The following is a 25,437-nucleotide window of genomic DNA, read 5'->3' on the forward strand; positions in this document are numbered from 1 at the left end:
GACTACAGCGCTCGATAGGTGAAGTTGGAGAAGCGCGCCTCACCAGCTCCGGCCGAATAGAGGCCGGGCCGCAACATCAGGAAACCGCCACGGACATTATGGTGGTATCCCGACACCTCCATGCCGCGATCGAAGCGTGCCCAGGTCCTGCCCCCGTCCCCGCTGGTGTGGATCGCAACGATATGGCGCTTGTTGGAGATCCGCATCCGCATCCTGCGTCCGTGCGGATTGGCCGGCCTGCCGCGCTCGATGCCATATTGGTGCGTGACGAAGCGATCCTGATCGAAGCCGAGGCCGCAATAGAGCTTCTCGTCGTAGAACAGCACGAGCCCGGCCGTGCCGCCCGGCGCGATTTCGATATCGCATTCGAACTGATAGCCGAGATCGCCCGCGATCAGCAGCAAAGGCGATGAATCGACGGGCGCCACGCCGCTCGCGGTGAGGATCAGCGTTCCGTTCTCGACCCGGGCGCGGATGCTTTCCTTGGGCCCCGGCTTGAAGAAATTCCATTTACCGCCGAGCGCGAGCGTCCTGAAATCGTCGGACAGGGGCTGGCCATGCGGCAGCGCCTGACCGCCCTTCGGCTTGGCGATCGGCGCGGAGAGATCGCCGCCCTTCATCCGGAACCAGCCATCGGCAGTCCATTCGATCGGGTCGAGCAACGCCTGCCGGCCGAGCGTCCAGAAGCCGTTCTCATAGCCGTGATAGATCGACCACCAGCTCTTGTCGGGCGCCTCGACCAGTGAAGCATGGCCGCGGCACCACCATTTCTCCTCATTGTCGACGGTGCGGACCAGCGGGTTGTGCGGGCAATTCTCCCATGGGCCGTGGATCGAGCGGGACCGTGCCGCGATCACCATATGTCCGGTCGGCGGGCCGGCGGTGCCGCCCACTGCTGTGATCATGTAGAACCAGCCGCCATGACGGACCAGCTTGGGTCCCTCCGGCGAAAAGCCCTCCACATCCCAATCGTCGGGATAGTGCCATGGGTCATAGACATGCTCGACCTCACCGACCGTCGACAGGCCGTCGGCGCTCAGCCGGATGCGGTCGCCGCCCGACAGGAACAGCCAGCGCGATCCGTCCTCGCCCACCGCATGGCAGGGGTCGATATGGCGGTGCAGCCCCAGATCGACCGGATCGCTCCATGGGCCGTCGACATGATCGGCCCAGATCACCCAGATCGAATTGGGGGTCGCCTTGACCGGGATGTAGAGGAAATAGCGCCCCTCATGCTTCTCCAGGGAGACGGYCCATACCGACCCGATATTGCGGGTCAGCGCAGCGGTGCGCGGCTGCCAGTTCACCAGGTCGCGCGAATGCCAGATGGTCAGCCCCGGATAGGAATCGAAGCTGGAAAAGGTCATGTAATAGTCGCTGCCGTCTTTCAGGATCGCCGGATCCGGATGGTCGCCGGCCAGCAGCGGATTGAGGAAGCGCTCGTCGCCCAGGTCAGCGACGCGCTGACGATCATAGCCGCGCCGCCAGTCAGGCACCGCCGGCTTCCGGGTCGCGGCCTCTGCCCCAGCCGGGCCGATCAGCGCGACCGCGGTACCGGCCAAGGCCGTGCCGAACATGTCGCGCCGGTTGATCCCGCCGCCAGTGTCGTCCGTCATCATCGGGCTCCCATGTCCGCAGCGCGCGCTTTCAGCACCGTTAGGCCTCCGTACCGCATCCTGCTATTCCACTTCCGATCGGGGCAAGGCGAGGTCGGAACGGCGTGGAACTGGCGTGGATCGAGGATTTCGTCGCGCTTGCCGAAAGCGGCAGTTTCTCGCGGGCGGCGGAGGCACGCCGTGTCGCACAACCTACCCTTGGCCGCCACATCCGCGCGCTCGAGGAGTGGATCGGCACCGCCTTGTTCATCCGCTCGTCCAGCGGCGTGACGATGACGGCCGCCGGCCTCGAGTTCGAACGCGGCGCGGCCGGCCTGATCGAAACGATCGATCGGCTGCGGCGGGACGCGCGGCAAGTGGGCGAGGCGCGCGACAGCGATACCACCACGCTGCATTTCGCCGCGACTCACGCGCTTGCCTTCTCCTTCTTCCCGGGCTGGATCCGGCAGATCGAACAGCGCGCACCGATCGGCCCCATGCGGTTGTTTTCCGACAGCCTTGCCGCGTGCGAGGAGTTGATGCTGCAGGGCCAGGCGCAATTCCTGCTCTGTCACCGCCACGCACTGGCGACGAGCCGGTTCGAGCCAAGCCAGTTCACCTCGATCGTGGTCGGCATGGACTCGCTGGTGCCGCTCGTGGCGTCCGATCCGGCCGGGTCGCCCCGCTGGTCGCTGGACAGGACGACGGGCACCCTGCCCCTGCTGTCCTACACCGCGGAATCCGGGCTCGGCCAGATCGTCGCCGCGCATGGCATCACCGATCGCGTGCCCGCGCTGGAAAGCGTCTTCGCCGCGCAGCTTGCCGCCACCCTGCTCGGCAAGGCGCGCGAGGGCCGTGGCATCGCCTGGCTTCCCGCCGGGCTTGCAGCGAAGGAAATGGCGAGCGGCATGCTGGTTCGCGCCGGCGGGCCGGACTGGGATGTACCGATCGAGATCGGCCTGTTCCGCCCGATCGCGCCGCAAGCCGCCGCGGCGGAGCGTTTCTGGGCCAGCCTGACCTGACACGGGCCTATTTGACCGGGAGCACGACGACATTGTTGAGCAAGGTCGTCTCCGGCGCATTGCCCGCCAGTGCGACGCGGACCCGCACCGCACCAGTGGGCAGCGCCAGTTTCAATTTCGCGGTCTTCGGCTGAAGATCCAGCGGCGCGGCGAGCCGGGGTATCGGCGCCGTGGCCAGCATCTTGCCGCCCGCATCCTCGAGCGACACCGTCCCGCCCACCGCGTCGATCGCGCCGAGGCTGTGCACGGTCACCGTCACCGCCCGCTTCGCCACCACCACATCGTCGACGCCGATACCCAGATCGGCGCGCCGCTCCGTCGGCAGGCCCGGCGTGGCCAGCGCGAACTCGAAGACATTCTCGCCCGGCGCGAAGACCAGCGGGATCGACGCGCTGCGTTCGAGCGCGACCTCGCTCGCGCCGGCCGGCCCGGTCATCGTCCAGCGCCCGGCGGTCACGTTCCACGCCGTCATGGCGACGCTCTGCGGGCGGCCGCTGGCGTTCCAGGCGATCACCTTGAACCTGCCCATGGTCGCGCCCGGCACCAGGATCGCGACCTGCTCCGCCGCGCCCGGCTCGGCGAAACGCCAACTCACGCTGTTGCCCGGCCAGTTCTGGTTGCGGCGCAAGGCCACCCCGCCCAGCCGTTCACGCTGCAGGATCTCGTTGGGCTGATCGACCCGGTCGGACCACCAATGCCCCTCGGTATACATATACTGATGCTGCGCCTTGTCGGCGATGGCATCCGCATGCAGCGCGTCGAGCCATTTGGTGTCGCCGGTCGCGTTCCACGCCGCATAGCGCTCGAACGCCCCGCCGCCGCCCGCCCTGGCGGTCAACGCCTTGCCCCAGTCCTTCCCTCGGCCAAGCGCATCGACCGCATTCTCGTTGATATCGGCAAGTGAGCCCGGACCGCTCTTCGCGGTACGCGCCAGGATTGGCCGGAGATAAGTCTCGTTGCCGGTGAAGCGCCACGCCGCCCAGGCCGATTGCAGCGGCGTCGCCACCCCGCCGCCATCACCCACGCGCTCGGCATCCGTGTGCCAGTTGATCTCGTTGGGATAGGCCCAGTTCCCATCCTTGTCCTGCCTACCATGCGCCATCCAGCCATCGACCACGCCGGTCACGAGCCCCCGAGCCGACGGATTGCCGTTATAGAGACCCATCAGGATCGGGCCGTGCATCACGGTGAAGCTATAGGGTTTCTGCCATTCCCATGGCCCCTCGCGGTACATCTTCTGCCCGCCATACCAGTTGCTGGCGAAATGCAGGTGCCCGGCCGGGTTCTTCAGGATGACGCCGCCCAGCGCCCGGGTCGTCGCCATCAGCCGCTCGACTGCCTTTGGCTCGCCCCAGTTGAGATAGAGCCGCTCGGCATCGCTGTTCAGCCCCTCCTCATAGGCGTGGAGCTCGTCGGTAGTGATCGTGCCAAGCCCGTTGGTGATCATGCCATTGGCATGGGCCGCATCGGACAGCGCGCGGACGGATGCGTTGATCTTGTCCGGCTCGACGCCCATCAGCGCGAGGCCCGGCCATTGCTGCACCAGATCGGTATCGTCGGAAATGCCGCCGCCAAAATCGCCGTAGGGCACCTGCCGGTTGTCGATCCACCAGGTGACGAACTGGCGAACCAGCTTCAGATCCTCGAGCTGCCGGAACGCCCAGAGCGGCACGCCAGCCGGCGCCTGGGGCTGCGTGAAGGCCGGGAGATTCTGCTCGCCATAGCTGATATCGGCCCAATAGCGCCGCCCCTCGACATTGTCGGGATCGACCCTGAGCAGGTCGGAGATATCGCCATAGAGGCGCCGATAGAGGCCAGCGCGCTTCGACGAGGTATGTTCCTCGACCAGGAAACCCCAATTGTCCTTCACCTGGTTGAACCGATCGGCGATATGCTCGGGCAGCGCCGCCGCGCGATCCTTGAACACCAGCCGAATTTGCATCCCGTCGAGCGACGCCGCGCCGAAATCGGGCGCGGCCGAAGCGATGCTCAGGAACAGGCTGTCATCGGTCAGGATTCGGTCGCGCAGGTCGAGCCAGACCGTGCGTTTCTGCCCCGGCCTGACCGACACCGACACATCGATCATGTCGCGGCCCGGCCAGATCGGGTCCTTCACCCGGATGTTGAGCGGGATCAGCCCATCCGCGCCCGGCGTCGCCTTCAGGGCGGGTATGTCGATCGCGATGCCGTCGAGCCCGTCATGGACATTCTCCCAGCCATAATTCCACGACCGCGCGGATGGCTTGCCGAGAAAGGCTTCGCCGAAGCCGGACGGGATCAGGACATGGACGATCGGGGCGGCATCGGCGCGATGCTCGATCGCGGTCGTGGCCGCGGCATTGCCCGCGCCGGCGGCGGCCCGCGCGCCCGCCGGAAGGGCGACCACCGTAGTGCGTTCGTCGGGTGCGTAACGGCCGGCGATGTAATCGTTGAGCGACGCGAGCGTGGCGAAAGCCGGTGCCGCATTGGCCTGCACCGTGTAGCTCAGCTTGAAGCTGCCCGCGGGCTCTGCCGCATCGGTTATGTCATAGGCCCAGATTTCCTGGATCGGGGTTTCCTGTGCCGTATTGGCGAAGCGCAGCCGGCCCCCGGTCTTCCGCCCGAAACTGTCGACGCTGCGCACCTCGCCCTGCGGCCGCCGCGCGAGCGTCGCCCAGGAACCGCCATCCGCCAACCAGCTCAGCGCGCCATAGACCGCACCGCGGATCTCGACGCGGTTGAACGACACGCCAGCCGGCACGGCCAGATCATAGGCCTTGCCGCCCTCCACATAGGTGTTCCAGTCGGGCAGGATGAAATAATCGTCGCGCCCGGCCAGTCGCGAGCGATTGTAGACGCCCGGCCAGGTCGTCTCGGGGATCCCGTCCACGCCCTTCCAGTTCCACTGCTTCAGGTCCTTCGCATCAGCGAACTCGACCTTGCGGATGCTGGTGGTGTCGCCAGTCAGCGCGGGCGGCGATGCGGTGTCCCAGCCGAAGCGGTGGAGCCAGGCGACGCGGCGCGATGCTTCCGAAGGCGCGGGCGCCGCGGCCGGCTCCGCATTATCGGCCAGCGCCGCCACGTCGGCCGCCCCGAGCATATGGTCATAGACGCGAATCTCGTCGACATCGCTGCCGCGCATGAAATTGTAGCGGCTTTGCACCTGATGCGGCGACAGGACGCGCCCGGCCAGGCCGAACTGGTCGAGCCCGGCATCGAGATCGGCCTTGCCGTCCTTGCGCGCGACCTCCTTGCCGTCGACGAACAGCCGCACGCCGACGCCCTCGTCCCAGGAAAAGGCGATATGCTTCCACCGGTCCGCCGCGGGAAGCGAGTCGATGCGGAACGACACCCGGCTCCGCGCCAGATTGGCGTCAGTAACGAAGGCATCGAAACCGTGCCCGTTCCAGTCGATCCGCAGGAACGCCATGTCCCAGCTCGAATGATCGGCGAAGCCGACGCGGAAGATCGCGAACGGTGCCTCACCCACCGGCGTGCGGGGCCGCCAGAAGAAGGAGAGCGTGCCCCGCTGGGCCAGGATGTTGCCCGGCGCGCGCCAGGCGACATAGCCGTCATCCTCCCACTGGATCGCGCCGCCCGCCTTGCCGGTGGGCACGATCGCGACGTTGCTCTGGAAATTGGGCTCGGCCTCACCCCCGGCAGGCTCGGCGATCAGGTTTTTGTCGGCGGGAGCGCGGAACAGCAGGCCGGTGGGGTCGGGCGCTCCCTGAGCGTGCGCGCTGCCCGCGGCCAGCGCAATTCCCAAGGCGATCCAGGATGTACGAAACCCCAATGTCACACGCGCTCTCCAATGGAGGCGGTTACGTCCACCTTCCTTTCGCTACTATGGCAGCCGATGACACCGGTATCAACGTGCGATCGAGTATCTGGAGCGCTCTCCTAGCCCAAAATCGGCGAGCACCGCGTCGTTGCCGGGAATCGGCGAAAGACATCGGTTGTCGATGATCGAGATTGGGATAACGCGGAAACGGCATGAGTTGAATCGAGGCGCGGCACGTCAGCGCGAATAGGGAGCGAATCGCAGGGAGATATGGGACACCATATGTCTCGTATCTTCCCCCCGGCTCCCAACCGCCCAGACCGCCATTATTTCAATTAATTACAACCACTTACGTTTCGCCTGATGTCAGGTTCACGAAGCGGCGGCGGGACACGGCCCGCCGCCTTTCATCAGAACTTGGCGCCGGCCCTCACCCCGATCGTGCGCGGATTGATCGGCACGATATAAGGCCGCTGCGAGCAGCTTCCGCATTCCTGGAAGCGCGACAGCTGGCCGCGCTCGTCGAACGCGTTCTGCACGAACAGTTCGAGCGTGTAGTTGGTGAATTCGGCGCCGATCGCGAAATTCGCGGTCGTGTAAGCCGGCAGGCGTCCCTGCAGCGCGGCTGGATTGACCACCGCGAACGTCCCCGCCTGGATGACCGCAGTGCGGATATCGGACGAGGCCGAGCTCTGGTAGGCGACCACGCCCTGGAGATAGGGCTTCAGCGTGCCGAGGTCGAAGGTATAGCGCGCCGTGCCGTTGACCTTGACGCGTGGCGTAACCGGAAGCCTGGTGCCGGCAGGTGCCGATATCAAATTATCCTGTCCGCCCGGCCCCGGCAGTGTGCAGGCAAAGGTCGGATCGTCATACAGGCACAGATTGTTCTTGGTCTTGGCGTCCGTGTAGGAGCCCGCCGCCGTCAGCACGAGCGGGCCGAGATTGAGATTGGCGTCCATTTCGACACCGCGGATGCGCGCATCGGGGCCATTGTGGATTTCGGTGAAGCTGTTCTGGCCGAGGAAGGCGAACTGGAACGCTTTCCATTCCTGCTGATAGATCGCGCCGTTGAAACGGAGCTTGCCGCCCGCCAGCGTCGTCTTCCAGCCGATCTCGTAATTGGTCAGGAAGTCGGCGGCATAGGGCGGGATGGTACCGCGCCGGTTGATGCCGCCCGGCCGGAAGCCGCGCGACCAGGTGCCGTACAACAGCACGTCCTCGACCGGCTTCCATGTCAGGTTGAGTTTATGCGTGAAACCCTGGCCCTGGGTATTGACCGGCTGCAGTCCGCGCCCGACCGCATAGACCGCCAGATTGGTACAGGGGCTGCCCGCGACCGCCGCCGGCAGCAGGGTAAGCGAGCTGCTATAGGTATCGGTATCGCGGTCGTAGAGCCGCTGACCGGACGTGGTGAAGCACTGCGCGACACCGGTGCGGTTGCTGCCCGCCGCGTTGGGCGGCCCGTCCGAGAAGCCATTGCCCGGATTGCGTCCGAAGCCGAAGAAGCCGATCAGCGAGTTGTCGTAGATGAAGGCGCGGCCGCCGGCGGTCAGGGTGAGGTTCGGCAGGATGTCGAACGCAGCCTCCCCGAACACCGCGTAATCCTTGTCGACGCGGTGCTGCTGAGTCAGCCAGAGCGTGCCCGGGGAACCGTTCACCGACAGCTCGGGCGCGAGACCAGCGACCTGATAATCCTGGTGAATCTCGTTGCTCTGGCGCTGGTAGAAGGCACCGGCCACCACCCGGAACCGCTCACCCTGCGGCGAGGCGACGCGGAATTCCTGGCTCATCTTCTTGAAGTGATCGCTGCCGATCACCTTCTGGCGCGGGTCGATCGTGTTGCCGGCCGCATCGTGGAAATAGAAATAGCTGCTGATGCCGCCATAGGAGGAGTAGAGATGGTCATAGGCCTCGGCGTAATCGGTATAGTCGCTCGAGGATAAGGTCTTCCGGTCGAGATAGGCGCCGGCGTAGGTCAGGTCCCAGTTGCCGAGCTTGCCCTCGATCGTCAGCGCCGCCTGGATGAAGCGGTCGCGGCGATATTCCGGGAAGAAATGCTGGACCTTCAGGTCGCCGAGCCGCGGATCATAGCCATAGCTGCCGTGCGAGCGCGTATCCTGGTAGATCGCGGTCGGCGTGACCGTCCAGTTCTCGTCTAGATCGATCTTCAACGCGGCACGGCCGCCCCACAGCTCGGTATCGTTATAGTCCTTCTTCACAAACTTCGAATTGTTGACCGTGATGCCACCATTGGTCGCGGTGCAGCCCAGCGGATTGGTCTCGGGCAGGAAGCTGCGGCAGCCGGGCACATTGTCGATATAGCCCGCGTCCTTCTGGTAGAAGCCGACCGCACGGAACGCGATGTCGGGCGAGATCGGGATGTTGATCATCCCTTCCGCCTTGCCGCCGACGCCGCCCTTGTTGACTGAGTTCACTTCACCATCCACGCGGCCGTAAAAGCCGCTCGTGTCGGGCTTGTTGGTGATGATGCGGATCGTGCCGGCCTCGGACGAGGCGCCGTAGAGCGTGCCCTGCGGGCCGGCGAGGCTCTCGATGCGGGCAATGTCGTAGACATGCACGTCGAGATTGCCGCCGATCGTGGTGACCGGCTGTTCGTCGAGATAGACGCCGACCGAGGGCAGCGAGCCCGAATGGTTGCCGTCGCCGCCCGAGGCGACGCCGCGCATATAGACGACGTTGGTGCCGGGTGTGCCGCCCAGCGCCTGGAACGACACCGACGGCAGCAGCTGCGAATATTCGGCGAAGTTGGCGATGTTGAGCTGATCCAGCTTCTTCGTGCCGATCGCCTGGATGCTGATCGGGACGTTCTGGATATTCTCCTCGCGCTTCTGCGCGGTGACGATGATGTCATCCTGGTCGGAGGCCGGCGCCGCTTCCTGGGTGTCGGTCGACTGCGCGAAGGCAGGTGTCGCGATGCCGGCGACGGACGCCAGCAGGGCAGTGACGGCGAGTTTACGCTTGGTGACGAGCATCGTAGCCCCCGATGTTATGTATCTGGAGCGATGCTGTTCGCACTCGCAACATCCGTCAATCGGGCGCAGCACACGAAATCATTTCGCCGCCGCATCGTGACAGTTTTGCAACGTTCAGTGGAAGGCGGGAGCCTCCGGATAGGCGTCGAGGACATCACCCAACGCTGTCTTGAGCGGATCAAGCCAGGGCTCGAACGGCTTCCAGCTTTCCGTGCCCTCGCGGAAGATCGGCTGACGCACCTGTTCCGAGCTGGCGGTGCGCACGGCGCGCTCGGTCTTGTGGAAATCGAGGCATGCGGGATCGAATTCCAGACGGCACGCGGCGAGCAGCGCCCGCACTTCCGCCTCGGTATCATCCACCATCCGCTCATAGATCACGCGATGAACGAGGCCCGGCCGCACCGCATCGATATGCGCCATCAGCCGCACATAATCGCGGTAATAGCGGCCCATATCCTCGAGCGAATAGCTGAACGCCTGGCCGCGCGCAAAATGCTGCTTGAAGTTGGAGAAGCAGCACCCGAGCGGATGCCGCCGTGCGTCGACGATCTTCGCGTTGGGCAGGATCAGGTGGATGAAGGGCAAATGCGCCCAGTTGTTGGGCAGCTTGTCGATGAAATAGGGCCGGTCGGTGCGCCGCTGCACGCTGGCGCGGCGCAGATATTCAGCGCCCAGCGCCTCGAGGCGCTCCGGCGCCAGGGCCTCGAGCCGCTGCGGGTAATTGGACACGGCCAGCGCGAGGGCCGGGATGTCGGGCAGTTCGGAGGTGCCCTCGACCAACGGGTGGCTCGACAGGATCTGCTCGACCAGGGTCGATCCGGCGCGGGGCATGCCGAGGATGAAGATCGGGTCGGGCGCATCGCAGCCCTGCCCCGCCCGCGCGTCGAAAAAGGCGGGCGTGCACAACTTGATGCTGCGGTCGACGAACGTCCCGGTCTCGTCGGCGTCATAGTCGATCTTCGTCCGGCGCAGCGCATTGCCCGCGGCATAATGATCGAACGCTTCGGGCGCCTGTCTGCGATCCTCGAACGCCTTGCCCAGCGCGAAATCGAGATGGAACCGGTCTTCGTCCGATATCTCGTCGCGCGCCAGGGCCGCCTGCATCGCCGCGATATCCGCCTCGTCGAACTTGACGGTCTTCAGATTGGCGAGGCTCCACCATGCCTCGCCCAGTTCGGGCTTCAGCGCGATAGCCTCACGATAGGCGGCCACGCCGTCCGCCTGGCGCCCGACCGTCTTGAGCATATGGCCATAGCTCATCCAGACCTTGGGCTGTGTCGGCGCGCTCTTCAGCACTGCCTCGTACAGCTCGATCGCTTCGTCGAACCCGCCGATCCTGCCGAGCGCCGCGGCCTTGAGATTGGCATGACCGGGATTGTCCGGCTCGTCGTCGAGCACCAGATCGAGTTCGGCGATCGCCTCGGTCGGGCGATTCTGCCGGTAGAGCGCGATGGCGAGGTTCGCGCGCGCGGCGGTGAATGCGGGGGACAGCTCCAGCGCGCGGCGCAGCAGCGTTTCGGCATCCTTGTAACGCCCGATCCGCCCGGCCAGCTCGGCGAGCATGCGGATCGCGGCGACGTCGAACGGATCCTCTTTGAGATGCGCGCGCAGCAGCGGCTCGGCGACCGACAGCGCATTGTCGTGCAGCGCCAGCGCGGCATCGATCAGCCGGGGCGGCCAGCGGCTGCTCTCGGGCTGCCAGGAGGATTGCGAGGGGGGAATGCTTGCCATGAGGTGCGCCCAAGAAACATGGTGCGCGCCGCCGATCAAGCCGTAGAGTGCGTTATCGGGGAGATTGCCTATGTCCACATCGCCGTCACGCGCCGCCCTGGGGTTCTGGACCTGCCTGGCGCTGGTGGTCGGCAACATGATCGGATCGGGCGTCTACATGCTCCCGGCGACGCTCGCGCCGCTCGGCTGGAACGGCATGATGGGCTGGTTCGTCACGATCGGCGGCGCGCTGTGCCTCGCCTTCGTCTTCGCCCGGCTCGGTGCGAAGCTGCCCTGTGCCGGCGGCCCCTATGCCTTTACCCGGGCCGCGTTCGGGCCTGCCGCCGGTTTTGCGGTCGCCTGGAGCTACTGGGTGCTGATATGGTGCGGCAATGCCGCGGTCGCGGTCGCCGTGGTCAGCGCGCTCAGCCTGATCTTTCCCAAGCTCGGGTCGACGCCGGGGCTGCCCGCGATCGCGGCGCTGGTCGCGATCTGGGCGCTGATCGCGGTCAATATCCGCGGCGTGGCGCTGGCCGGCAAGGTGCAGTTCGTCACCACCGCCTTGAAGCTGCTGCCGCTGGTCGGCGTGATCCTGCTCGCCGCCTGGCTGCTGCTGCGCGACGGCAGCGCCGCCATCGCGCCCTATACGCCGGTGCCGCTCGGCGTCGGCTCGATCGCCGGTGCTGCCGCGATCACCTTCTGGGGTTTTCTCGGCGTCGAATCGGCGACCGTCCCGGCCGACAAGGTGGAGAATGCGGCGCACATCGTGCCGCGCGTGACCCTGATCGGCACGGTGCTGACCGGCCTGGTCTATGTGCTGGTCTCCGCCGCCACGATGTTCCTGATGCCCGCCGCGATCACGGCCGCCTCACCTTCCCCGATCGCCGAATTCCTCGGTCGCGGCTTCGGATCGGGCACCGCCGAGATCGTCGCGCTGTTCGCCGCGATCAGCGCGTTCGGTGCGCTCAACGGCTTCATCCTGCTGCAGGGCGAAGTGCCCTGGGCGATGGCGCGCGGCGGCGTGTTCCCCGCCTGGCTGGCGAAGGAAAGCAGCCGCGGCACCCCGGCGCGCGCGCATCTCGTCTCGGGCGTGCTGGTCACGATCGTGACCCTGATGAACTATACCGGGTCGATGGGTCAGCTGTTCCAAGACATCGCCTCGATCTCGCTCGCCTCGGGCATGCTCGCCTATCTCGCCTGCGCGCTGGCGGCGATCCGGCTGCTGCCCGACGATGTTCCTCTCAAGCTGGCGGCCGCCATCGCCGCGGCGTTCGTGGTCTGGATGGTCTACGGCCTTGGTCTCAAGGCCGATCTATGGGGCCTTGTGCTGCTGCTGCTCGGCCTGCCGGTTTATTGGATGGTCCATCGCGAGCGGGTCACTTCCAGCGCCGCCACCGCCCCATGATGCCGCGATCGGCGATGATCTCGTGCGCTGCGTTATGGCCCGGCGCGCCAGTGACGCCACCGCCCGGATGGGTGCCGGCACCGCACATATAAAGGCCCTTGATCGGTGACCGGTAGGCGCCATGCCCGAGCACCGGCCGGGACGCCCAGAGCTGATCGAGCGACATATGCCCGTGCATGATGTCGCCGTCGATCAGCCCGAACTTGCGCTCCAGGTCGAGCGGGGAATGGATCTGCCGCGCGATGACCGCGCCCTTGAAGTTCGGCGCGTGCCTGGTGACCGTGTCGATGATCAGGTCCGCCGCCTTTTCGCGCTCGTCGTCCCATGAGCGTCCGTCGGGCAGTTCCGGCGCGAATTGCTGGCAGAACAGGCTGGCGATGTGCATGCCCGGGGGGGCCAGGCTGTCGTCGATCGACGTGGGCAGCTTCATCTCGACGATCGGCTCGTCCGACCAGCCCTTGGCCTTCGCGTCCGTGAAGGCCTTGTCCATATAATCGAGCGTCGGCGAGATGATGATGCCGCAGGTGTGATGCTCGGCGACCTGCTTGCCCGGCAGGACCGAGAAATCGGGCAGTTCGGAGAGGGCGACGTTCATCCGGAAGGTGCCGGAGCCGGTCTTGAAATTGTCCATCCGGCGGGCGAATTCCGGGGTCATGTCGCTGCGGTCGACCAGTTGGCGGTACAGCAGCGCCGGTCCGACATTGGCCGCGACGATATCGGCGGCAATCTCCTCGCCGCTTTCCAGCGTCACGCCCGTCACGCGATTGCCGTCGACCAGTACTTTCGCGACCGGGGTCTCGAGGCTGATCTCGGCGCCCATGTCGGTGCAGGCCTCCGCCATGAACTGGGTGATCGCGCCCATCCCGCCGACGCTATGGCCCCAGGCGCCCTTCTTGCCGTTCACTTCGCCAAAGACGTGGTGGAGCAGCACATAGGCCGAGCCCGGCGTGTCGACGCTGGCATAATTGCCGACGACCGCGTCGAAGCCGAACGCGGCCTTCACATATTCGTCCTCGTACCAGCTATCGAGAAAGTCCCGCGCCGACTTGACGAACAGGTCCATCACGTCGCGCTGCGCCTCGAGTCCCATGCCGGCGAGCCGCCTGCCCTGCGCCGCCGCCGCGATCAGCGCGCGGATGCCGCCGCCGGCGTTGGGCGGGGTCTTCAGCGCCATATCGCGCAGCACCTCGGCGACGCGCTCGAGCGCTTCCTCGTACTTCGGGAAGGTGTCTGCGTCCTTCTGCGAATAGCGCGCGAACTCGGCACGGGTGCGATCCTCGCCGCCGCCGAGCTTGAGATAGCCCTTCTCGTTCGGGAAGAAGTTGGAGATCGTCCGCTCGATGATCCGCCAGCCGCGCTCGTGCAGCCGCATGTCCTTGATCACCTTGGGACGGAGCAGGCTGACCGTGTAACTCGCGGTCGAGTTGCGGAAACCGGGATGGAACTCCTCAGTGACGGCCGCGCCGCCGACGATCGCGCGGCGTTCGAGCACGCGGACCTTGAGGCCGGCACGCGCGAGATAGAAGGCGCACACCAGGCCGTTATGGCCACCGCCGATGATGAGCGCGTCGTATTTTTTCGTCATTCAAACCACCCGTTCGTTTCGAGCGAAGTCGAGAAACCGCGTCTGGCGCGCCCGTGGCCGTGTCTCGACTTCGCTCGACACGAACGGTGGTGGATCGTCAGTCCACCGGGCGCGGTCGCCGGCTCCACCCCGGCGCCGGCGCCTTGTGCAGCCGTGCCTCGGGGATCAGCCGCCGGATCTTCTTCGCAAAGCTGCGCAGGCACACTTCGCTCGCGCCGATCGGGCCGACCGTGTAGCTTTGCGACGCCATGCCCTGCTGCACCCGCGTGATCAGCCAGGTGTCCTCGGCATTGACCGTGCGGTTGATCCGCCAGTTGGCGTAGCGCACCAGCTTCATCTCGCGCCGGTCGTCGGGCAGCGCAAAGGCCATTTCGCGCAGCACGCAGGTGGTCGGCGACAGCGGCAGCCACTGCATGAAATCGACCTGGTCGGGATAGATGTCGAACGCCATGTTCGGCCACAATTTGTAATAGAGCCACAGCTTCTGCTGCGCCTCGGGCAGATGCTCCGCGCGGGGCAGATGCGCCTGGTACAGGCGCTCCCACCGGTCGTTCGACGGCTTGTCGGCAAGATAGCCGGACATCTTGTCGACCCAGGGCTGCGCCTCGATCGCATAGCTCTTGCCGAACAGCCGGGTCAGGCCGGCATGAGCGACCGGGATGTGCAGATTGTCGGAATAATTGTCGCCGACATTCTTCCAGTTCACCGCCCGCTCGCGCAGCCGCACCGGGCTGAGCGTGCGCATCTCCTCGAAGCGGTAAGGCGCGATCTCGGCCTCGTACGGCGTCATCATCCCGGCGACCGACGGGCCGCCGTCATCCTCGAGCCGGACAAACACGAAGCCGTTCCAGATCTCGATATCGACCGCCGCGAGGCCGTTCTTCGCCATGTCGAGCGCGGGATAATCGCCCTTCATCGGCACGCCGGTCAGCCGCCCGTCAAGCTCATAGGCCCAGGCGTGATAGGGGCAGACCAGCTTCTTCGCGCACCCCGCCGGCCCCTCGACCAACCGCATCGCGCGGTGGCGGCAGACATTGGCGAAGGCGCGCACCGCGCCATCCTCGCCGCGCACCGCGATCACGCTTTCGCCGATATAATCGAGCGTGTGATAGTCGCCCGGCTTGGGGATATCGCTGACGTGGCAGACGATCTGCCAGGACGGCCGGATCACCCGCGCCACCTCGACGTCGAAATATTCGGGATCGGTATAGAGCCAGCCCGGCAGGCTGAAGTCGGCGTCGGGATCGTGCCCTTCCGCCCCCTTCCCTTCGCCAGTGTCCGCGTAGCGATGCGCCATGCCGGCCTCCGTTTTCTTGTTGAACGATCGTATAACAAGATAGACGGAGGCGCAACGCGAATGTGTCTCGACTTCGCTCGACACGAACGGGAGAAGGGGCAAGTGCACAAACCCGCCTTCACCCGCGCCGAACCCGATGCGCGCCGCCTCAGCCTGATCGAGGCGACTGCGCGCGTACTCGCCACCCACGGCGCGACGGGCGTGTCGGTCCGTACCATCTCAGCCGAGGCGGGCGTGTCGCCGGGCCTGCTCGGCCATTATTTCGACGGCATAGATGCGCTGATCGCGGCGACCTATGCGCATGTCGACGCGCAGGTCTCGACCGCCTTCGAAGCCGCCATGGCCGCCGCCGGACCGGAGCCCCGCGCGCGCCTGCTCGCGCATGTCACCGCCAGCTTCGCCAGGCCGATCGCCGATCCCGGCCTGCTCTCGACCTGGATCGCCTTCTGGAGCCTGGTGAAGAGCAATGACGACATCGCCCGGCTGCACCGCGACCTTTACGGCGCATACCGGCGCGATCTCGAAACCCTGCTCGCCGCCTGCGGCATGGCGGAAAACGACCGTCGCCTTGCTGCGATCGGCATCAGCGCGATCGTGGACGGCCTGTGGCTGGAACTCTGCCTCGCCCCCGACGCCTTCACCCCAGCCGAGGCGAGCGCGATCGCCGAGCGCCATATCGACGCGCTGCTACCTCTCCAGCGCTGAGAAAGAGCCGTGCGGTGATCGCCGCCGCGATCGCCTCGATAGCGCCTGCCGGGCAGCGATTGAATCGAGTGTCCGCTGGAAATGTCATGAGGGTCGGTGACATTTTGCGCTCACCCGATAAGGTGCGCTGATTATTTTTCTTTTTTTCAAATACTTACTATGACGCCGCGTCACGTCACCGGCGACTGACAAAATGTCAGTCGCCGGTGACATTGAGGCGGCTCAAGCGAGGCGGATCGAGAGTTCGACGTCGTCCGTGAACGACATCGACCAATAGCCGTTCGCGACCGAACTGACGCGTTCGAGATAGTCGGGGCAATAATCGGTGTTGTCGGCAACGATCACCGCGCCCGGTCGCAACCGGCTCTCCACCAACGCCAGCACCTCCAGATAGAGCGACTTGGCGCCATCGAGCAGGAGCAGGTCGATCGTCTCGGGCAGATCCGACGCCAGCGTGTCCAGCGCGTCGCCTTCGCGGAACTCGACCAGGTCAGCCAGGCCGCCGGCCGCGAGGTTCTCCCTGGCGATGGCCAGCTTCGACGGTTCGAATTCGCTGGTGATCAGCCGCCCACCGCCATTTTCCCGTAGTGCCGCCGCAAGATGCAAGGTCGAGAGGCCGAACGAGGTGCCAAACTCGACGATCGATCGGGCATTGCCCGCCCGCGCGAGCAGATAGAGGAGCTTGCCCGTCTCGCGCGAGACGGGAAGCGCGAAGTCCTTCAGCCTGTCATACAGTTCGCGATAATCGGTCTTGCTCATCATGACTCGACGCCGCTCCTCGACAGAGACGGACGCGAAGACGGGGCTCATCGACGGGTGCGCAGCCTCGGCTTCAGCGAACAGGCGATCGAGCAGCGGCGCCACCGGCGCGCTGGTAAGGATGCTCATCCATTTTCTCCGGTTTCGAGCAGCTATTTGCTCGCCGGTAGAAATACGACTAGTTCGTCAGCTTTCCTATTCGCATTGGCGAAACCGCAGATGACGACCCGACGAAGTGCCCGTGTCTCCTTGCTCAAACAGCCTAAACAGGCCCGCTCCAACGACCTTGTCGCAGCGGTCCTCGATGCCGCTGTTCAGGTTTTGAGGACCGAGGGCGCGCAGCGATTCACCACGGCCCGAGTCGCCGAGCGCGCGGGGGTGAGCGTCGGCTCGCTCTACCAGTATTTTCCCAACAAGGCGGCGATCCTGTTCCGGCTGCAGAGCGACGAGTGGCGGGCCACCAGCGACCTGATGCGCGACATTCTGGAGGATCGCACAAAACCGCCGCTCGAACGCGTGCGCACCCTGGTCCATATGTTCATCCGCTCGGAATGCGAAGAAGCGGAGATCCGCGGCGCGCTCAACGACGCAGCGCCGCTGTATCGCGACGCGCCCGAGGCGATCGACGTCCATGCGTCGAGCACACAGGCCTTCCAGTCATTCCTGCTTGAGCTGCTGCCTGACGCCACCGAGAGCCGGCGATCGCTGGTCGGCGATCTCGTCGAGACGACCTTGAGCGAGGTGGGCAGCAGCTTTTCCGCCACGCCGCGCACGGCAGAGGAAATCCATGCCTATGCTGACGCGCTGGCGGACATGTTGTGCGCCTATCTGGAGCGGCTGGCTGTCGCGGGCAGTTAAGACCAGATCGGCCACTGTCACACCATCGCAACCGAAACGTCGCGAAACTGGCATGGTCCGGGCGCACAGGGCGCGTCGCTGCATCGCAGCAACGACTGCACCAAGGGGGCCCTGCCGTGATTCGACATACTTCCAGCCTGCTCGCGCTCGCGGGCGCGCTCTTCTACGCCAACGCAGCCTGTGCGCAGACGGCCGTCGTCGATTCGAGCGACAGCCAGTCGGACGAGACGATCGTCGTCACCGCCGCCAAATCGACGCGCTCGTCGACCGCGATCCCCCAGAGCGAGATCCAGAAGATCCTGCCGGGCGTGTCGCCGCTGAAGGCGATCCAGACGCTGCCCGGCGTGCTCTACATCACCGCCGATCCCTGGGGTTACAACGAGCAGAACGCGCAGATCTTCATCCATGGCTTCGCGGCGAACCAGCTCGGCTACACGATGGACGGCATTCCGCTGGGCGACCAGAGCTATGGCAATTACAACGGCCTTTCCCCGCAGCGTGCGGTGATTTCGGAGAATGTCGGCCGCGTCGTCGTGTCGACCGGCGCCGGCGATCTCGCCACGGCCTCGAACAGCAATCTCGGCGGTACCGTCGAGACCTTTTCGTCGAGCCCGCTGAGCAGTTTCGGCGTCCAGGCCGCGCAGACCTTCGGCAGCTACGATACCTCGCGCACCTTTGTCCGCATCGACACCGGCACGTTCGGCGGCGGCACGACGTCGGGCTATATCTCGGCGGCGCGCCAGCATGCCAAGGCCTGGGACTTCAACGGTACCCAGGGTGGTTACCAGGCGAACGCCAAGTTCGTGCACGACGGCGCGATCGGGAAGCTGACCCTGTATTTCGACTATAACGACATGACTCAGCCGAACGAGGACGCGACCGTCTTCTTCAAGCCTTCGGCGGGCGGCACGGCGACCCCGGTCCAGCTCTATACACCTTATACCAAGCCGTTCTTCTACCCGGATTTCGACGGGTACCGGACCTCCTATCTGAGCGCGATGGGCAATTCCCCGGCCGCCCAGGGCAGCAATTATCGCAACTATTATTCGGATGCGCAGCGGACCGACTATCTCGGCTATCTTCGCTACGACGCGAAATTCTCCGACCATGTCGCCTGGTCGACCACCGCCTATTTCCATCACAATGACGGCGCCGGCGTGGTTRCCGGCCCGCTCGGCCAGTCGATCACGACGGCCCAGCCCTATCTCGACCCCAATTACGCGACGCTCCCGGCCAATTGCCGTTTCGGCGCCAACGCCAACGGGATCCGGCCCACCGCTTGCACGGCGCTGACCGATGCCCAGGCGGCCGCGGCCGGTGCCGCGCTGGTCAAGGCGACGGGTGGCTCGGGCCTGATCACCCGCACCACGGAATATCGCATCGACCGCGAAGGTGTGATCTCCGCGCTCAATCTCGATGTCGGCAACCACAAGATCGAGCTGGGCGGCTGGTTCGAGCATAACAGCACCACGCAGTGGCGCCGGTGGTACGGCGTCGACGTCAACAATCCGGCATCGAGCACACCCTATATCCGCCCGCTCGAGGTCGCGACGCCGCTGTTCACCCAATATCAGGGCGAGGCGAGCATCAACCAGCTGCAGTTGCATATCCAGGATACCTGGCAGGTCACCGACCGGCTGATCGTCCAGGGCGGCGTGAAGACCAGCGCGCAATGGGCGGACGGGCGCTTCCCGGTCCAGCCCAAGGCCGGGTCTCTGTCTGGCCTGTCGGGCGGCTTGCCGCAGGGCAAGATCAATACGCTGCGCTGGTTCCTACCGGCGATCGGCGCGACCTATGACTTCAACGGCCATGAAGAGGTCTATTTCAACGTCCAGAAGAACCTGCGGCAATATCAGGCATATCTGGCCGGCGGTGGCGGTCCGTGGTTCACGGGAAGCCAGGCGGCGTTCGACGCCTTTGCCGACCAGGGCAAGCCAGAGAGCAGCTGGACCTATGAAGGCGGCCTGCGCACCCGCCGCACTTTCTCCGGCGAGATCGGGTTCGACGCGCAGATCAACTATTACCACGTCGTGTTCAACGACCGCCTTCTGGCGATCTCGACGAACCCGGGCGGCATCGCTGGTGGCAACATCACCGGCGGTACCTCGATCCTGGTCAATGTCGGCGACGTCAAGACGGACGGTGTCGATGCCGCCTTCACGCTCCGCGTCGGACGCGCCTTCTCGCTCTACAATGCGACCTCGTACAATCTGTCCAAATATCAGAGCGACTACACGTCGGCGGCGCTCGGCATCGGCAACGCAACCAACAGCTGCATTGGCGGGTATATCGTCACCGGCGGCGTCGTGCCGACCTGCGGCAAGCAACTGCCCGGCACGCCGAAATGGATGAACAAGACGGTCGCGACGGTGTCGGTCGGCCCGATCGAGGCACAGCTGATCGGCGACTATGTCGGTCGCCGCTTCAGCACCTTCACCAACGACGCCAGCGTGCCGTCCTATTTCCTGACGTCGCTGCGCCTCGCAGCACGGCTTCCGGAGAACATCGTGCCGCTGCACAAGGTGGAGCTTGCGCTCAACGTCACCAACCTGACCGACAAGAAGGGCGTATCGACCCTGTCGATCGGATCGGCGACCAACAGCTACTCCGCCTATCCGATCGCGCCGCGCCAGTGGTTCCTGACATTGTCGGCCGCTTACTGACGCCAGCGGGAGTTCGAACGGCAGGCGAGGTCTCGTGTATCACGAGGCCTCGCCTGCCGCTGAGAGCGGAGGCCCATCGAGCGGCACGAAGCCGAGTAAATCGCCCGCCCGGTAACCCGCGATCATTTGTTCGGTGATCCTCATGCAGGATCGCTCGCCCGGGACGTCCTCTCCTGCTCAGCACGATGAATCACCACGCGCTGATGCACAAGCCGGGCGATCGTCGGCAAGTCCGGCCTCTTCTCACCACGCCGTTCCAGGGTAAGCTCGATGCTCTCGCCGGAGCGCAAGCGGATGACGAGGTTGGCCGGGCCGCCATCGACCCTGGCCCTTTTTGCCCGCTCGATCATCTCGCGGTTGTAATAGCCGGCATCATCGATCTCGACGAACGGGATATATCGTTCCGCCGCGCCTGGATTCAGCAACAGCCCGTGGCGGCAAAAGGCGAACGATGCTGCCCCCGCCGCTAACCAATAGGTCGCCAGCACCTCATGGGCCGAGGGAAGGCCGCCCGCCTTGAGCCCGCTCGGGTGGCGCAGGAGCCGGGCGACGACCGGGTCGTCCGTGATCGCGCCCTGCTCCGTCACCCGCCGCCGCCTATTTCGACAGGTCGGTGAACACCGACAGATAATAGCTGATCCCCGGCGCGATGTTCGACACCAGGACCCGCTCGTTCAGGCCGTGGCTGAAATCGTCCGAATCCTTGCTGAAGGTCGGGCTCGCGCCATAGCTGTCCACGCCCTTGTAGCGGAACCACATGGAATCGCTCGCGCCCGACGACAGGCTGGGGAAGACGGGCACGCCCGGATAGACCGTCTTCATCGCCTTGTTCACCGCCGCGATGAAATCGGGCCGCATCGGCGAGGCGTCGGTGGCGACCGAGCCTTCGGTCACGTCCTTGAAGGTCACCGCCGGCTCGGCCGCGACCTTTTGCAGCTCGGCCATGATGTCGGCGGGCTTGTGGCCGGGGAAGATGCGGCAGTTGATGTTCGCGGTCGCCTTTTGGGGGAGCGCGTTCAGCGCATGGCCGCCACTGACCATGGTCGAGACGCAGGTCGTGCCGATCTTGCCGATCGTCGCCGGGTTGGCAGTCAGGGTGGCGATCGCCGCCTTGTCGGTCGGGTCGGCGGCAAAGGCGCGCATCGCCGCCGCCGTCTCGGCATCCTCATATTTCGCCGCCTCGACGAAATAGGCGCGGGTCAGGTCGCTGACCTCCGGCTTGAACTGATAGTCGCCGATCCGCGCCAGCGCCGCCGAGAGCTGATTGATCGCATTGGCCTTGCGCGGCGCCGAGCTGTGGCCGCCCGGATTGGTCACGGTCAGTTCGAAATCGGCATAGGTCTTCTCGGCACCCTGCCAGGTCCACAGTACCGGCTTTCCGGTCTTCTCGTCGAGCAGGCCGCCGCCGCCATCGATGTTGAGCACGATCTCGGCATGGGAGAGCTTGTCGGCGATGATGCCCGAGGTCTTCATCGTCGTTTCCTCGTCGCCCGAGAATTCGATGATGATGTCGCGCTTCGGCTTGTAGCCCGAGCGCTTGAGTTCGATCAGCGCGGCGATGGCGATGGTGCCGTCGAGCTTCATGTCGGTCGCGCCGCGGCCGAACAGATAGCCATTCTCGACCACCGGGGTGAACGGATCGCGCTGCCAGTCGGACGGCTTGGCCTCGACCACGTCCATATGGCCGGAAATCACCAGCGGCTTGGCCTTGGGATCCGAACCGCGCCAGCGCCCGATCAGATAGGCGGTATCGTCGACCGGCGTGATCTCGACATCGCCGTCAGCGAAACCGCCTTCGACCAGGGCAGCCTTGTAGAGGGCGGCGACCTTGTCGGTCTCGTTGCCCGGCCCGCGCACCGAACGCAGCGCGATGGCCTTCTTCGCCAGGTCGAGCGCCTGGGCCTCGGCCTGGGGATGCGCCACGGTCTTCGCCGCCGCGCCGGTGCCGATCGTGCAGGCAGTGCCCAGTGCCAGTATCGCTGCTGCCCGCTTCATGTTCATCGCCCGACTCCAATTGCTTGAAACACGTGCGTAACGGCGCGCTCCGGGTCGTCAAGCGGGCGGCGGGGCGTTATGATGATCGATCGATTGCGAGGTGACCCGTGAAAATTGCCGCCCTGTTCGCGCTGACTCTGTCCTTCGCGGCGCTCCCCGCCATGGCGCAGGAGGCAAGCCCTGCCCCCTGCCCCGCCCTGCCCGCCGAACTCGCCGGCTGGGCGAACGGCACCCCGCTTGCCGCGGCAACCACGCCCGGCGGGCTGGCCAAGGCGCTGGTAAAGATCGGCAGCCGTACCGACCTGGCGCTGGCGCCGACCCCGGAGGTGACCTTTGCCACCATGCCGAACAAGGCCCCGGCGCTGACCACCCATAGCGGCATGGCGATCTTCAGCGTGGCGAGCGCCGGCACCTATCGCGTGGCGCTCGGCACCAGTGCCTGGATCAACATCGCGCAGGACGGGAAATTCCTCGCGTCCACCGCCCACACGCACAAGCTGAGCTGCACCGGCATCCGCAAGATGGTCGATTTCGCGCTGACCCCGGGCAATTACGTGCTGCAGATCGAAGGTGGCAAGGACGCGGTGGCCGGCGTCCTGATCGCCAGACTGCCCTGAGCGGCGAACATGGCATTGGCAACCAAAGCTCGCTAAGCGCTTGCCATGGCGAAGGCACATCCGTTCCACTCGATCCACAGCCATGAGCTGATCCGCGTCGGCGCCTGCACGCCCCGCGCGACGGTGGGCGATCCCATGGCCAATGCGGAGGCGACCATCGCGCTGGCCAAGCAGGGCCACAAAAGCGCCGCCGACCTGCTCGTCTTCCCAGAGCTCAACATCAGCTCCTACGCGATCGACGACCTGCATCTGCAGGATGCGTTGCAGCGCGCGACGATGGACGCGCTGGCATCCGTGGTCACGGCCAGCGCCAGGCTGCGCCCGGTGCTGCTGGTCGGCGCGGCGATCCCGCGCAACAACCGGCTCTACAATTGCGCGGTGGTCATCGCGCGCGGACGGGTGCTGGGTGTCGTGCCCAAGACCTTCCTGCCGAACTACCGCGAATATTATGAAAAGCGCTGGTTCGCGAGCGGCGCGGGCCAGTCCGGCGAGATCGCGATCGCCGGGCAGACGGCACCGTTCGGCCCGGACCTGATCTTCGCGGCGAGCGACCTGCCCCACTTCGTCTTCCATGCCGAGATCTGCGAGGATTTCTGGTCGCCCACCCCGCCCTCGACCATGGGCGCGCTCGCCGGGGCGCTGGTGTGCTGCAATCTCTCGGCCTCCAACATCGTCGTCGGCAAGGCGCGCGAGCGGGCGCTGCTCTGCGCCTCGCAAAGCGCGCGCGCCGTCTGCGCCTATGTCTTCTCGGCGGCCGGGCCGGGAGAAAGCACCACCGACCTGTCCTGGGACGGCCAGGGCATGGTGCACGAACTGGGCGAGCTGCTCGCCGAATCGGAGCGTTTTCCGCAAAAGCCGGGCATGCTGATCGCCGATGTCGATTGCGGCCGGATCCGCCAGGAGCGGATGCGCACCGGCACGTTCAACGATTCAGCGGTGCTGGCCGGGCATCCCGAGACGCGCTTCCGCCGCATCGCCTTCGATCACAAGCCCGACTATGCCGATATCGGGCTGAAGCGCGACATCCGCCGCTTCCCCTTCGTGCCCAATACCCCGGAAAAGCTCGACGCCGATTGCTACGAGGCGTTCAACATCCAGGTGGAGGGGCTGCTCAAGCGCTTCGAGGCGGCCAGGGCCGAGCGGCTGGTGATCGGCGTGTCGGGCGGGCTGGATTCGACTCATGCGCTGATCGTCGCGGCGAAGGCGATGGACCGGCTCGAGCTACCCCGCAACCGCATCCTCGCCTTCACCATGCCGGGCTTCGCCACCAGCGAGCATACCAAGAGCAACGCCTGGGCGCTGATGCGCGCCCTGGGCGTCGACGGCGACGAGATCGATATCCGCCCCGCCGCCAGGCAGATGCTCGCCGATATGGAGCATCCCTTCGCGGAGGGCGAACCGGTCTATGACGTGACCTTCGAGAACGTCCAGGCGGGGCTGCGCACCGACTATCTCTTCCGCCTCGCCAATCAGCGCGGCGGGCTGGTGGTCGGCACCGGCGACCTGTCGGAGCTGGCGCTGGGCTGGTGCACCTATGGCGTCGGCGACCAGATGAGCCATTATGCGGTCAATGCAGGCGTGCCCAAGACGCTGATCCAGTTCCTGATCCGCTGGTGCATCCGGACCGACCAGTATGACCGCGAGACCGACGCGATCCTCGAGGCGATCCTGGCGACCGAGATCTCGCCCGAGCTGGTCCCGGCCGGCGCCGACGGCGCGATGCAGAGCACCGAAGCGCGGATCGGGCCGTACGAGCTCAACGATTTCTTCCTGCATTATGTCGTGCGGCACGGCATGGCGCCGTCGAAGATCGCCTTCCTGGCGCTCCATGCGTGGCGCGACGCCGCGGCGGGCCGCTGGCCGCGCGACTTTCCGCCGGCATCGCGCCATGACTATGACCTGGGGACGATCCGCGGCTGGCTGGAGAAATTCCTCGTCCGCTTCTTCGTGACGAGCCAGTTCAAGCGCTCCGCCATCCCGAACGGGCCGAAGGTCTCGGCCGGCGGCGCGCTATCCCCCCGCGGCGACTGGCGTGCGCCGTCCGACGGCACGGCCAGGCCGTGGCTCGACGAGCTGGCGAAGAATCTGCCCTAGCGTGGAAGTAGCAGCGGCCCCGCGGGGCGGTCTGCCGAAGAGCTATTTGCGGGCCTTGCGCGCAGCGTAGCGCGCATCGCGCGCCGCCTTCTTCTCGGCTTCGGTCATCTGCGAGCGGGCGGCGGCCTGCTCGGCCTCGGCCTTCGCGGCTTCGGCCTTGGCGATCTTGTCGAGCCGGGCCTGCTCCATCGCGGCCTTCTTGTCGGCGCGCTTCTGCGCTTCGGCGGCTTCCTTGGCCGCGCGGGCGGCGGCACGCTCGGCGGCGACTACGGGGTCGACCGGCGGTTTCGCCTTCAGTTTTTCGAGAGCAGCCTGCTTGGCCTGCGCGGAAAGCGCGGCGCGGTCCTTGAAGGAGGGTTCTTTATACGATGCCATCGGC

Annotated in this window: 17 protein-coding genes; 7 read left to right on the forward strand and 10 right to left on the reverse strand. The window is 65.8% G+C overall.

The window, feature by feature from the left end:
* Positions 1–2 precede the first annotated feature (2 nt).
* Positions 3–1,616: a family 43 glycosylhydrolase gene (locus tag AC1DX5_RS08410; protein WP_478014896.1), complete on the reverse strand. Its 1,614-nt coding sequence runs from the start codon at positions 1,614–1,616 to the stop codon at positions 3–5.
* Positions 1,617–1,720: 104 nt separating this feature from the next.
* On the opposite strand from AC1DX5_RS08410, the gene AC1DX5_RS08415 reads away from it, so the two are divergent.
* On the forward strand, positions 1,721–2,617 hold the full coding sequence (locus tag AC1DX5_RS08415; protein ID WP_478014813.1) for a LysR family transcriptional regulator: 897 nt from the start codon (positions 1,721–1,723) through the stop codon (positions 2,615–2,617).
* Positions 2,618–2,624: 7 nt separating this feature from the next.
* Here the strand turns inward: AC1DX5_RS08415 and AC1DX5_RS08420 are convergent, their stop codons facing one another.
* The 3 genes from AC1DX5_RS08420 to AC1DX5_RS08430 all read right to left on the reverse strand — a co-directional run bounded on the left by AC1DX5_RS08420 (position 2,625) and on the right by AC1DX5_RS08430 (position 11,101).
* Positions 2,625–6,368 carry a LamG-like jellyroll fold domain-containing protein gene (locus tag AC1DX5_RS08420; RefSeq protein WP_478014897.1) on the reverse strand — a complete coding sequence of 1,248 codons (3,744 nt, stop codon included), beginning with the start codon at positions 6,366–6,368 and terminating at the stop codon, positions 2,625–2,627.
* Between the two features lie 419 nt (positions 6,369–6,787).
* Entirely contained in the window at positions 6,788–9,370 is a 2,583-nt protein-coding gene (locus AC1DX5_RS08425) for a TonB-dependent receptor (RefSeq protein ID WP_478014814.1), read from the reverse strand.
* Between the two features lie 114 nt (positions 9,371–9,484).
* On the reverse strand, positions 9,485–11,101 hold the full coding sequence (locus AC1DX5_RS08430) for a tetratricopeptide repeat-containing sulfotransferase family protein (protein WP_478014815.1): 1,617 nt from the start codon (positions 11,099–11,101) through the stop codon (positions 9,485–9,487).
* A 70-nt stretch (positions 11,102–11,171) separates the two neighbouring features.
* On the opposite strand from AC1DX5_RS08430, the gene AC1DX5_RS08435 reads away from it, so the two are divergent.
* Positions 11,172–12,485, forward strand: coding sequence for an amino acid permease (locus AC1DX5_RS08435; protein ID WP_478014816.1), 1,314 nt, complete (start codon positions 11,172–11,174; stop codon positions 12,483–12,485).
* Here the strand turns inward: AC1DX5_RS08435 and AC1DX5_RS08440 are convergent.
* On the reverse strand, positions 12,457–14,070 hold the full coding sequence (locus AC1DX5_RS08440) for a phytoene desaturase family protein (RefSeq protein WP_478014817.1): 1,614 nt from the start codon (positions 14,068–14,070) through the stop codon (positions 12,457–12,459). The two genes, AC1DX5_RS08435 and AC1DX5_RS08440, sit on opposite strands and share 29 nt — an antisense overlap.
* Positions 14,071–14,167: 97 nt before the next feature.
* Positions 14,168–15,367: an aromatic ring-hydroxylating oxygenase subunit alpha gene (locus tag AC1DX5_RS08445; RefSeq protein WP_478014818.1), complete on the reverse strand. Its 1,200-nt coding sequence runs from the start codon at positions 15,365–15,367 to the stop codon at positions 14,168–14,170.
* 102 nt (positions 15,368–15,469) lie between these two features.
* Here AC1DX5_RS08445 and AC1DX5_RS08450 point away from each other — a divergent pair, with 102 nt between their 5' ends.
* Complete coding sequence (locus AC1DX5_RS08450) at positions 15,470–16,072, forward strand: TetR family transcriptional regulator C-terminal domain-containing protein (protein WP_478014819.1); 603 nt, start codon at positions 15,470–15,472, stop codon at positions 16,070–16,072.
* A gap of 222 nt (positions 16,073–16,294) precedes the next feature.
* Here AC1DX5_RS08450 and AC1DX5_RS08455 read toward each other — a convergent pair whose 3' ends face one another.
* On the reverse strand, positions 16,295–16,960 hold the full coding sequence (locus AC1DX5_RS08455; RefSeq protein ID WP_478014820.1) for an O-methyltransferase: 666 nt from the start codon (positions 16,958–16,960) through the stop codon (positions 16,295–16,297).
* Between the two features lie 90 nt (positions 16,961–17,050).
* Here AC1DX5_RS08455 and AC1DX5_RS08460 point away from each other — a divergent pair, with 90 nt between their 5' ends.
* Positions 17,051–17,689 (forward strand): TetR/AcrR family transcriptional regulator, encoded by a 639-nt coding sequence (locus tag AC1DX5_RS08460; protein ID WP_478014821.1) that lies wholly within the window; start codon positions 17,051–17,053, stop codon positions 17,687–17,689.
* Between the two features lie 116 nt (positions 17,690–17,805).
* Entirely contained in the window at positions 17,806–20,352 is a 2,547-nt protein-coding gene (locus tag AC1DX5_RS08465; RefSeq protein WP_478014822.1) for a TonB-dependent receptor, read from the forward strand.
* 140 nt (positions 20,353–20,492) lie between these two features.
* On the opposite strand, the gene AC1DX5_RS08470 is transcribed toward AC1DX5_RS08465, so the two are convergent.
* Both AC1DX5_RS08470 and AC1DX5_RS08475 read right to left on the reverse strand, forming a co-directional pair.
* Complete coding sequence (locus AC1DX5_RS08470) at positions 20,493–20,939, reverse strand: hypothetical protein (RefSeq protein ID WP_478014823.1); 447 nt, start codon at positions 20,937–20,939, stop codon at positions 20,493–20,495.
* 10 nt (positions 20,940–20,949) lie between these two features.
* Entirely contained in the window at positions 20,950–22,353 is a 1,404-nt protein-coding gene (locus AC1DX5_RS08475) for a M20/M25/M40 family metallo-hydrolase (RefSeq protein WP_478014824.1), read from the reverse strand.
* Between the two features lie 101 nt (positions 22,354–22,454).
* On the opposite strand from AC1DX5_RS08475, the gene AC1DX5_RS08480 reads away from it, so the two are divergent.
* Both AC1DX5_RS08480 and AC1DX5_RS08485 read left to right on the forward strand, forming a co-directional pair.
* Positions 22,455–22,964, forward strand: coding sequence for a homogentisate 1,2-dioxygenase (locus tag AC1DX5_RS08480; RefSeq protein WP_465177043.1), 510 nt, complete (start codon positions 22,455–22,457; stop codon positions 22,962–22,964).
* Between the two features lie 45 nt (positions 22,965–23,009).
* Positions 23,010–25,058, forward strand: coding sequence for an NAD(+) synthase (locus AC1DX5_RS08485; protein ID WP_478014825.1), 2,049 nt, complete (start codon positions 23,010–23,012; stop codon positions 25,056–25,058).
* A 42-nt stretch (positions 25,059–25,100) separates the two neighbouring features.
* Here AC1DX5_RS08485 and AC1DX5_RS08490 read toward each other — a convergent pair whose 3' ends face one another.
* Positions 25,101–25,433, reverse strand: coding sequence for a DUF6481 family protein (locus AC1DX5_RS08490; protein WP_478014826.1), 333 nt, complete (start codon positions 25,431–25,433; stop codon positions 25,101–25,103).
* Positions 25,434–25,437 lie beyond the last annotated feature (4 nt).

The sequence above is a fragment of the Sphingomonas sp. P2_B6 genome, from assembly GCF_056404755.1.

Excerpts from the sequence above, each read along its gene's own strand:
- AC1DX5_RS08425 (WP_478014814.1), bottom strand. The coding sequence starts at position 9,370 with ATGCTCGTCACCAAGCGTAAACTCGCCGTCACTGCCCTGCTGGCGTCC.
- AC1DX5_RS08430 (WP_478014815.1), bottom strand. The coding sequence starts at position 11,101 with ATGGCAAGCATTCCCCCCTCGCAATCCTCCTGGCAGCCCGAGAGCAGC.
- AC1DX5_RS08435 (WP_478014816.1), top strand. The coding sequence starts at position 11,172 with ATGTCCACATCGCCGTCACGCGCCGCCCTGGGGTTCTGGACCTGCCTG.
- AC1DX5_RS08440 (WP_478014817.1), bottom strand. The coding sequence starts at position 14,070 with ATGACGAAAAAATACGACGCGCTCATCATCGGCGGTGGCCATAACGGC.
- AC1DX5_RS08445 (WP_478014818.1), bottom strand. The coding sequence starts at position 15,367 with ATGGCGCATCGCTACGCGGACACTGGCGAAGGGAAGGGGGCGGAAGGG.
- AC1DX5_RS08455 (WP_478014820.1), bottom strand. The coding sequence starts at position 16,960 with ATGAGCATCCTTACCAGCGCGCCGGTGGCGCCGCTGCTCGATCGCCTG.
- AC1DX5_RS08460 (WP_478014821.1), top strand. The coding sequence starts at position 17,051 with ATGACGACCCGACGAAGTGCCCGTGTCTCCTTGCTCAAACAGCCTAAA.
- AC1DX5_RS08475 (WP_478014824.1), bottom strand. The coding sequence starts at position 22,353 with ATGAACATGAAGCGGGCAGCAGCGATACTGGCACTGGGCACTGCCTGC.
- AC1DX5_RS08485 (WP_478014825.1), top strand. The coding sequence starts at position 23,010 with ATGGCGAAGGCACATCCGTTCCACTCGATCCACAGCCATGAGCTGATC.
- AC1DX5_RS08490 (WP_478014826.1), bottom strand. The coding sequence starts at position 25,433 with ATGGCATCGTATAAAGAACCCTCCTTCAAGGACCGCGCCGCGCTTTCC.